Here is an 8,831-nt window from a genome sequence, read left to right on the forward strand (position 1 = left end):
TCCCGGCCCTATTGGTTTACAAGGCGATACCGGCCCCACTGGCCTGCAAGGTGATACTGGCCCAACAGGTCTACAAGGCGATACCGGCCCCACTGGGCTGCAAGGCGATACTGGCCCCACTGGGCTGCAAGGCGATACTGGCCCCACTGGTCTGCAAGGCGATACCGGCCCCACTGGTCCGCAGGGCGATACTGGCCCCACTGGGCTGCAAGGCGATACTGGCCCCACTGGTCCGCAGGGCGATACCGGCCCCACTGGTCCGCAAGGTGATACTGGCCCAACAGGTCTGCAGGGTGATACTGGCCCCACTGGTTCGCAGGGCGAAATTGGACCCACAGGTCTGCAAGGCGACACTGGTCCCACTGGTTCGCAGGGGGAAACTGGACCCACAGGTCTGCAGGGGGATACTGGTCCCACAGGTCTGCAGGGCGATACTGGCCCCACAGGCCCACAGGGCGATACCGGTCCTACTGGTTCGCAAGGTGATACTGGCCCAACAGGTCTGCAGGGTGATACTGGCCCCACTGGTCCGCAAGGTGATATCGGCCCCACCGGTCCGCAGGGCGACACTGGCCCCACTGGTCTTCAGGGCGATACCGGCCCCACTGGTCCGCAAGGTGATACTGGTCCGACAGGCCCACAAGGCGAAACAGGCCCCACCGGCGATACTGGAGCTACAGGACCTGAAGCGATTACTGCTTTTGGTGGTTTATATAATGATGATGTCGCAGTACTTCAAATTCTTGATGGCATTAGTTTTACGGTTCCACTCCCTGACGTATTGGCAAGTGAAAACGTTATATTAGGCAGCAACAGCATAACGATTAATTCCGCTGGCACGTACTCAGTGAGCTTTTCTATCATGCCGCAAAGTGTTTCGGGAACAAACATTGGTTTAAGTGTTGGGGTTCGGGTGAATGGGGTTCTTTCAGCTCCTGAATTGATATCAACTATTGTTTCATCCAGTATGCGTGCAACGTTAACAGTAAATTCCATTGTCTCACTCAGTGAGAATGATGTTTTGGATTTAGCCATACTAAGCCCCGATGATGTTTTTGTTGAATTAGGCCCAAATATAAATGCAATCCTCACTGTTTTAAGAATTGGAAATTAAGCAACGGTTTCCTAAAATAACTGATCCTACTCCGCTCAGACGCTTATTGAAACCCGAATGCCCACTTCTGAGATTGCTAAGAAGGTTGGCTGTGCCAACCATGGGAAATTTGCAGCCGCATTTAAAGAACAGTTTCAGTTCATGCCATTGGAATACCGGCGTCTCAAGGTATTGGAACACAAAACTCCCGTATTTATCCTGCGGGAGTTTTGTGTTTTCATATTTGGTTGCCTGTTGGTATTTTTTATCATAATTAATCGCGCACATTATTTTAACAGCGACATAGAGCCTGTCAGCTTGTTAACTTTTTTCTTGCTACCGCAAATGGCAATGCCTAAATAAGTATGGTCCTGCTCAAATGCCACGGCTTCTTTTACAATGTATTCATCGTATGTTTTGCAGCTCTGCGCAACATCCGAAAAATCAGCAACGATCAAATCGCTGAAATCCACGCCATACAAACGCTCCCGCAAATTCTTCAGGATTTCCTTATCCCCGCGCAGCATGGTGACGGGAATCTTGATGATGCCCAAATGGGCTTGGCTGGAAGCATCCGTTACATCGTGTCCCACCAACTCAGGAACGAGTTTTCCTAACGTGATCCCCAAAACGGCGGATGTGTTTGCCACAATACCAACTGGTAGCTCCGAATCAATCACCATAACACATTTCATATCAACCTCGTTCATGTTCCAGTTCTCCTTTTGATTTTACCCGGTTTTTTCGTTCGGAAAGAACCAATCCCGCCAGTGTAAATATGGTTCCCAGCACAGCCATGCCTGTAATTTCTTCGCGTAAAACCATGACCGAAGTGGCAACAGTGACCACCGGAACCAGATAAATGTACACACTGGTTTTTACCGCACCCAGTATTTTCACCGCAGAGTTCCATGTGACGAAACATACTGCGGATGCCCCAAGCCCCAAGAAAAGTATGTTGAACAGGTTAATTGGTTGGATCAGTCGGCTCATGTCGGGTCGGAACCCAAATAGGAATAATGCGGGGATCATAAACACCAATCCATAAAAGAAAATCCGGCGGGTTGTTTGAATGGTGTTGTAATAAAAGCCGCTGATTTTTTTCGTCAAAACTGAGTAGGCAGCCCATACGCCGGCAGCCGCCACGGTCAAGATATCGCCCAGTGGATTTAATTGAAGGTTGCTGACCCCATTGAAGCTGATGAGGCATATGCCAAACAGCGCCACGATAAATCCTATAAAAAACGGTACCCGCAGTTTTTCGCCGTCTAAAAACCAATGGGCAAGGAGCGCCGTAAAAAAAGGGGCAATCGAAACGACCACGCCCACATTGGTGGCAAAGGTATACGTCAGCGCAATATTTTCAAGCAAAAAGTAGAGTGTGACGCCGCATAAACCCGCCGCGGCAAAGTACAGCTCCTGCTTTCTTTCCGTGACTCTGAGCCTACGAGGGTAAGCCAGAAACAGTGCAAGGAATCCGATTGTAAACCGTAAAAATAGTATTTCAACTGGGGAAAAACTCTTTAAAAGAATTTTTGTCGAAATAAAGGTGGTTCCCCATATAAAGATCGTAATAAACGCAAGTAAGTGTCCTGTAACCTCTTTTTTTCTGTTCATGAAAATCCTTCCTCTGCAAAGGCTCAGCAGCCGACATCCTTGAAAATGTTCATGTACTGCTTTGGAGTCAGCCCGATGAACTTCTTGAAAAAGTTGGAGAAATGGCTTTGGTCGCTAAAGCCCGTCTGCAGGGCCGCATCAATGGGCGGCACACCCTGCTCCAGCAGCTTCTTTGCTTTATCAATCCGTATCGTTTCAAGATAGCTGTATGGAGAAATTCCTTTTTGCTTCGTAAAGATACGCAGCAGGTAATACTTGCTCAACCCGGTCAGCTTGCAAAGGTCGTCCAAAGCAATGCTTTCCATATAGTGCTTTTCAAGATACTCACAAATGACTCTGGCCTCTGCGCTTTGTTCTGCACGCGCTGCTGTCACCTCTTGATCCGCATATTCTTCCATCAGCTGTTCCAACAGAAAAAAGAAAATTTCTTCTTTTTTAAAATCCGTTTCTTCCTGCATAATATTTTGATGCAGCTCATGTAATAAAGGAACCAATTCACTGTGAAAAACCACTTGCGGCGTGAAATAGGGCAACTCCATCTTTCCTGTGATCTCAAAGACGGCTTTGCTCATGGTGTCCGGCTGGATGTTGATGCAGCGGTAATCCAGCGTTTTGCCATCGATCTGCTCGCACGCATGATTATCGTGGGGATTAAATAACAGCAAATCTCCCGGTTCAATAGTGTACTCCTTGTTTTTACAGGATAAATACCGCTTGCCCTTCTCAATAAAACCAATGACATAATACCCATGGAAGTGATTGGGGAATTTCTGCATGATTCCTTGAAAATGATAGGCCTCTATCATCAATTCCGTATCGTATTTTACCGTTCTTATCTCTTGTTTCGTATATTCGTCCTCCTTTCCTGATGGTCTCAGACTTAGCGTATCACAACCGGCAAGAACATTCTTGTATGATATTGCCCTGATGACTTTTCGCTTGTTTTAATAAACTACGGAGAGTTGACATTGTTAGGGTTTGTATTATTACCATTTAATCTTTTTCGTTTCTTGTCCAGATACATCTTATGGTCAGCCCGTTTCAGCAGTTCCGCAGCAGATTCTGAGAAATTGGTAACAGGGATGATCCCGTAGCTGAAAGACAGCTTGTAAGGCTTTTGCGCCTGGATATTCAGTACCTTTACCTGTTCATCCGACCGTACCATAATTGATTTCGCAGTTTCTTCGGTGCAGTTTTTGAAAATAATAAAGAATTCATCCCCGCCATATCTGCAGACGTCATCAGAAACCCGGATGGTAGACAAAAGGGCACTGGCAATACTCTTGATGGTATAGTCGCCCTCACTGTGACCATAACGGTCATTAATGGCTTTCAAGCCGTCAATGTCAATAAATGCAATACAATGTGTTCCTGCCTGTTCCGGGTGGGCTAAAATCTGTTCCAGAGCTTCCCATCCGACTTTCCGATTATATACGCCGGTCAGTTCATCCATCTCTGCGGACATCTTTAACTGATGTTCCTTCACTATCCATTCGGTAATATCTTCAATTGTATTGAAATAAAAGGCATGCCCGTTAGGAAATAAAAAGCGGTCGGACGTAACCCTGTACCACAGGTTGCTGCTTTCCTCATAAATCTCACGGTGAACCGGAAACGCATTTCCTTCTTTGTTTTGTGCAACCAGCTCCAGTACCTTGTTTCCTGCCTGCTCCACAGTGATAAATTGAATATCACCCAGTTTTTCCTTGGCGGAGCGGTTTGCGTATACGACATGACCGCTATTATCCACCTCCAGGATCATAATATGAAGCAGGTCGAGAGTTTGGAGAAGCTGATGGTAACGCCAGCTGTTGACGGAAGCCGCGTCATCAGTTTCCTGGGTGGAAAGAGTCGCCGCCTGATCGATTATTCCGTTAAGTGCGGCAAATAATTCACCGGTATTCTCCAACTTGCCGACGACATATCCTGCCTGCAGCTGCCGCAAGCTCCACGTAAATATAGACAACTGGGAGTGAAGCTGCTTGAGCGGACCGGCCATATAGTTATGCCGGGGAGGAAGGGTACCGTCCAGCCAGCCTTCGGACAGATCTGCCGCCAGATTATTCATTTCATCTAAGTTCCGGCTCAGCTGATTAAGCTGCTCTGTGATCTTTTGCAGTTCAGGCATCGGGGTTTTGAATCCTATTGTGTCTGCCGGCTGTCCGGACAACAGTTGCTCCAGCATGTTTTGAATAGCAACCAGTGTTTTTCGGCTTTCAGCATCCATCCTGCGTCACCTCCCTCCATCGTCTTTTTTGGTAACAAGATTACTCCTGCTGTGCCGTTGCCGCAAACCGGCATGTCCTGCCCCCCATGGCCCAACAATCGATTTCCTTTACGGTAAATTTGCGGCCGCTGTAAACTTCCAGTATTCCTGCAATGAAACCTTCGTCATAATTGCATACGGCCTTGCCGCAAACGGACAGACCGGAGCAGTCCAGATCCTCTGATACAGTCAGGGTAAAAGTCAGGGAATCCATGTCAGCCTTTTCAATGCGAAGATAGCCTATTTTCAGCTCCTTCAGTTTGTTTGTCAGGTTGGCGATAAAAAAATCAAAATCACCGGAAAGGTCCAGTATGTTTTTTGCCAACTCCGTGCCGGCCAGATGCCCGGCTGCGCGGTACAGGTTGCAGGCCGTTTCCATATCATATTCACGTACCAAAATGTCTTTTAGGGTATACTGGAAAAGACGATACATAAGTACAGGCATATCTGTACCCAGGGTTTTTCTGCCCTGGCTGATATCCCCAAGATTCTCCCAGGTAAATGTGGACGGTTTATTTTCATATTTCATATATCATCCTCCTAACAATGCTGTAGATCGTTTGTATTACCAATTTTTATTGGTAACGGATTTGCCATGTCCAAAATGGATCCTAACATGTTTATAATCACTCAGCTTTTTTACACTTTTCTCCATCATATCTCTGTCGCCATAGAGCTTGGAGCGTGACGGGTAGAACAGATTCATCAAAGCATCTCCTACGATAATATCTGTTTCGTCAACAATTAAGCCAATAGAGCCATTTGTATGTCCGGGTAACTCTATAACGGTTGCATTTATTCCGTAGTGTTCTAAAGAGTTCCCTTCCCGCAGATACACTTCCGGCTCAAAAGCCTCAATTTCATCCTGCTGAAAGCTTTTGATGGACAGAGCCAATACAAGCTTTCCCAACAGAGTATGTGCAGTCAATGGTTCCAGCATATTATTTTGGGACAATGCGTAATCCGCCTTGTGCATGGCAATGGGAGCGTTTAATTCTTTGGACAGAAATGCGGCATTCTGGATATGATCAACGTGCCCATGCGTTAAAACGATAAGGGTCACCTTTTTCTTTTTACACGCTTGCAGAATTCTTTCTCTGAATCGTGTCCGGGAAGTATCTACTAAAATGGCATTACTTCCTTCGTAAACAAGATAACAGTTTCCATTTCCGCATTGAATACGTTCAATCACACTCATTTGATTTTCTCCTTCTCAAGAACCTGTATGTACCTCTCGTTGTCGAGCTATATCATTTTTCGGGATTTCAACCGCCACTCTGTTCAGGCCAAAAATTACCATACATTGCCCGCTCCTTTAAATCAAATATCTTTCTTTCATTTGCGCACGTTCGACAGGCGAAAGGGAAATCGCCTGCTCAAAATAACTGTCCCAATTGCCGTAAAGTTCCTGCACCTTGGAAAAAAATGCGTGTAGGTAGGCTGCGTCAACGCCAAGCAGCACCAGAAAAGCATTCAGGAGGGCTTTATCCTGCGTTGCCTCAGATAGCTCCTTTATAATTCTTTCATTCTCTGCCGCTCTATACATATTCGAGAGCAAATAATCCTCGATTATCGTTTCCTCCGTAGAACCCAGGCAAAGCAGGATGAGCGCCGCAGCCACGCCGGTGCGGTCTTTTCCTGCCGCGCAATGGAACAGTAATGGAGCTTTGGGGTTTGCTTTGATTAGCTGAAACATCTGCCTGAATGCAGAACTGTCCGCTGCCATAGCCTCATACTGAGCGGTTAAAGATTCCGTGTTGTCGAGCTGGATTTTCTTTTCTATAACTGCCATCATTATTGATTTCATATCTGAATTGACTTCAGCGCTGTCGCTCTCAGTCCCAAAATCGATGGCAGAAAAATTGTAATACTGGCATCTGGGAGGCACCACATCAGGCTCGCTTCTCACTTCAGACGGGGACCTGAAATCCACGATCATCTGAATGTTCAGGTCTGACAGCAGATCAAGTTCTTCTTGCTGTAGCTTGGAAAGTACACTGCTCCTATAAAAATGACCCGGTTTAACCTGTTTCCCACCTTGTACCGGGCAGCCGCCCAAGTCTCTGAAATTAGCAATATTATCAGTAAATAGTATTTGATTTCTGTTATGTATGTTGTTCATATGCTCACTCCTTTACTTTTGTTCAGGTTCATAGTTTCCGCTATTGCTATATAGTTGTATAAACTCCGTTGGCTGCGCTGTCATTTTCTTTTCCGTTTAACTTGCCATCATAACATGAAAACCGGCCTGGATGTTTCTCATCCTGCCGGTTTTCTTTCAACTAAACTATATTATTATACTGCTTTCCTGTATGTTATTGATAGTGGAACGAAGGTCAACTTTTGACAACCTTTGATATTTGGATGTGTTATTTCCTTATAGGGGAATATCAAGATACTTTTTTACTTCTGCTGTTTCCAAGTAAAGTTTCATTTTCCAAGAGATTTAATTCTTGCATTTCTATGAACTGCTAAATCTATATACGAATTATTAAAAACCTCAACTTGTAAAGATTTCTTACAAGTTCAAACTGAGTGTGGATGCGAAATCACGCGCAAAAAAATGTATAGCCTTTGCGCCACTACTGCTGCTGACTTTAAAAAATGTTTTTGAAAACCAAGAGTCATACGAAATCTCAGTATGTGCAAAATTTGCACGAGCTGTCACCGACAAAAACTGATATTCTCAAATGAAATAAAAATTTTTGTTAAGGCTGTAACGTGGATCAGCGGGACTTAGCCCTGATATATCATGAGTATGCCATTTAAGGCTAATTATCCCGTGCTGCTCACAATTCTAAAATTATCGTATTATAATAATGTATAAGATGCGGGTAAAAAATATAAAATCGTTATCAAATATATTGAAATAGTCCATAAACAATGGAGGTTTTTGTATGAATCATGATTGTGATTGTGAATACTACTACGATGACTGTTGTTGTGTGAATAAACAAGAGAAATTAAACGCAACTGTATTAAGATGCGGTAGTCCAGGATTTGTTGCCTTTCCAAATTTAACTGGAGTAGATATAACACATACGATTGCTGAATTACAGATTAATACTTCTGGATTTGAGCATCCCTGTATCCTGCTTTCATTTACTGCAAATATTACTACAGGCGTAATAGGCAGCTATCGATTTCAAATATTCAAACAGTGTTCAGGCCAGATGGCTCCTATTCCGGTTGGCGGAATTTATGAATATTCCAGGTCAGTTGCTACAACGGTATCTGATTCCTTTCATTTTAATGAATGTGATTGTGATTCCTGTATGAATGACTGCTGCACCTATCTGGTTGTAGTTACGTTTAATGTCAGTCCTCTTATCGGTGGGGCAACACTCAGCGCCATTATTACCGAAAATGGCCGCGATTGTATGATAACCCACCAATGATATTACAAAGTCAAAAAATCCTCTAAGGGCGAATCACTCCTGATTCCGCCGAATTTAAAGAGCTTTCCACACAGGAGGAAGTGATTTTTGATGAAAACGACAGTCCGTTGGCTGTGGCTGCGGTTTCGGTACCGTCAGGTTCAGGACAGGGTTATACACAATAAGGCTATCTCCCACCAGCCGGGGCTTTCGATGAATAACACTCCTGTTAAGAAGAGAAAGCCGCATAACTGCAAGATTTTTCGGACTTCTGTGGAATTCCGCAGAAGTTAAAATAATACCCGTCGATTTCAGGAATTGATATCTGCATGGTTTTCATCACCGGGAGCTGGCATTCAAGATGATAAAACCTGCCATAACTTCATATTGGCAGTATGATTTCGTCAACAAACTCCTGTATTCGTCATTTTATTTAATCGGTTAGGATTTCATTCCTCAGAACTGAAAGGTGAAAATA

10 protein-coding genes are annotated in these 8,831 nt (G+C 44.7%); 3 read left to right on the plus strand and 7 right to left on the minus strand.

All coding sequences use genetic code 11. The annotated features are described in order from the left end of the window. Positions 1–286 precede the first annotated feature (286 nt). Positions 287–1,114, plus strand: a complete 828-nt coding sequence (locus DS742_RS30175) for a hypothetical protein (protein WP_437126234.1) — start codon at positions 287–289, stop codon at positions 1,112–1,114. Positions 1,115–1,380: 266 nt separating this feature from the next. Here the strand turns inward: DS742_RS30175 and DS742_RS28060 are convergent, their stop codons facing one another. The 7 genes from DS742_RS28060 to DS742_RS28090 all read right to left on the minus strand — a co-directional run bounded on the left by DS742_RS28060 (position 1,381) and on the right by DS742_RS28090 (position 7,098). Continuing rightward, complete coding sequence (locus DS742_RS28060) at positions 1,381–1,803, minus strand: DUF2000 domain-containing protein (RefSeq protein WP_117420197.1); 423 nt, start codon at positions 1,801–1,803, stop codon at positions 1,381–1,383. Then, complete coding sequence (locus DS742_RS28065; RefSeq protein WP_117420198.1) at positions 1,790–2,710, minus strand: DMT family transporter; 921 nt, start codon at positions 2,708–2,710, stop codon at positions 1,790–1,792. Before DS742_RS28065 ends, DS742_RS28060 begins: the two co-directional genes overlap by 14 nt. A 23-nt stretch (positions 2,711–2,733) precedes the next feature. Further along, the gene (locus DS742_RS28070; RefSeq protein ID WP_117420199.1) at positions 2,734–3,516 is read right to left on the minus strand and encodes an AraC family transcriptional regulator; all 783 of its coding nucleotides are present in this window, start codon (positions 3,514–3,516) and stop codon (positions 2,734–2,736) included. Between the two features lie 146 nt (positions 3,517–3,662). Further along, entirely contained in the window at positions 3,663–4,937 is a 1,275-nt protein-coding gene (locus DS742_RS28075) for a sensor domain-containing diguanylate cyclase (protein ID WP_117420200.1), read from the minus strand. Between the two features lie 40 nt (positions 4,938–4,977). After that, positions 4,978–5,505, minus strand: a complete 528-nt coding sequence (locus DS742_RS28080; protein WP_117420201.1) for a V4R domain-containing protein — start codon at positions 5,503–5,505, stop codon at positions 4,978–4,980. A gap of 36 nt (positions 5,506–5,541) precedes the next feature. Beyond that, a complete protein-coding gene (locus DS742_RS28085) occupies positions 5,542–6,174 on the minus strand; it encodes an MBL fold metallo-hydrolase (protein ID WP_117420202.1) in 633 nt (210 codons plus the stop codon). Positions 6,175–6,291: 117 nt separating this feature from the next. Beyond that, positions 6,292–7,098, minus strand: coding sequence for a tyrosine-protein phosphatase (locus tag DS742_RS28090; RefSeq protein ID WP_117420203.1), 807 nt, complete (start codon positions 7,096–7,098; stop codon positions 6,292–6,294). 775 nt (positions 7,099–7,873) lie between these two features. Here DS742_RS28090 and DS742_RS28095 point away from each other — a divergent pair. Together DS742_RS28095 and DS742_RS28100 are read left to right on the plus strand one after the other, a co-directional pair. Continuing rightward, positions 7,874–8,374, plus strand: coding sequence for a DUF4489 domain-containing protein (locus DS742_RS28095; RefSeq protein WP_117420204.1), 501 nt, complete (start codon positions 7,874–7,876; stop codon positions 8,372–8,374). A gap of 87 nt (positions 8,375–8,461) precedes the next feature. Then, positions 8,462–8,647, plus strand: coding sequence for a hypothetical protein (locus DS742_RS28100; RefSeq protein ID WP_147325901.1), 186 nt, complete (start codon positions 8,462–8,464; stop codon positions 8,645–8,647). Positions 8,648–8,831: the final 184 nt, after the last annotated feature.

It is taken from the genome of Lacrimispora amygdalina (assembly GCF_003432035.1).
Classification (GTDB): Bacteria; Bacillota; Clostridia; order Lachnospirales; family Lachnospiraceae; genus Lacrimispora; species Lacrimispora amygdalina.